Raw genomic sequence first — 247 nt, forward strand, 5'->3', positions numbered from 1 at the left:
GCGGCCGATCGACCTCGGCGTGGTGGGGGATGCGGCGCTCACGGCCCGCGCAGTCGCCGACGAACTCGCGCGCTCGGGCGCGGGGGAGCGGTATCGCACGGCCGAGGTTGCCGAGGCCATCGCCGCCGAGGCGCGCTGGAACGACGTGCCCCACGGCGAGCCCGGGCTCACCGACGTGCACGTGCCCGGGGATCTTTCGGTCATCGGCGACGATGGCGAGCGGCGCATCGACCCGCGCATCCTCACC

General features: G+C 75.3%; 1 pseudogene. It reads left to right on the top strand.

Annotated elements, in window-relative coordinates:
* Positions 1–247, top strand: a pseudogene (locus ID132_RS12895) (thiamine pyrophosphate-binding protein); the annotation flags it as partial.

The sequence above is a fragment of the Gulosibacter sediminis genome, assembly GCF_014904065.1.
GTDB classification, from domain to species: Bacteria; Actinomycetota; Actinomycetes; order Actinomycetales; family Microbacteriaceae; genus Gulosibacter; species Gulosibacter sediminis.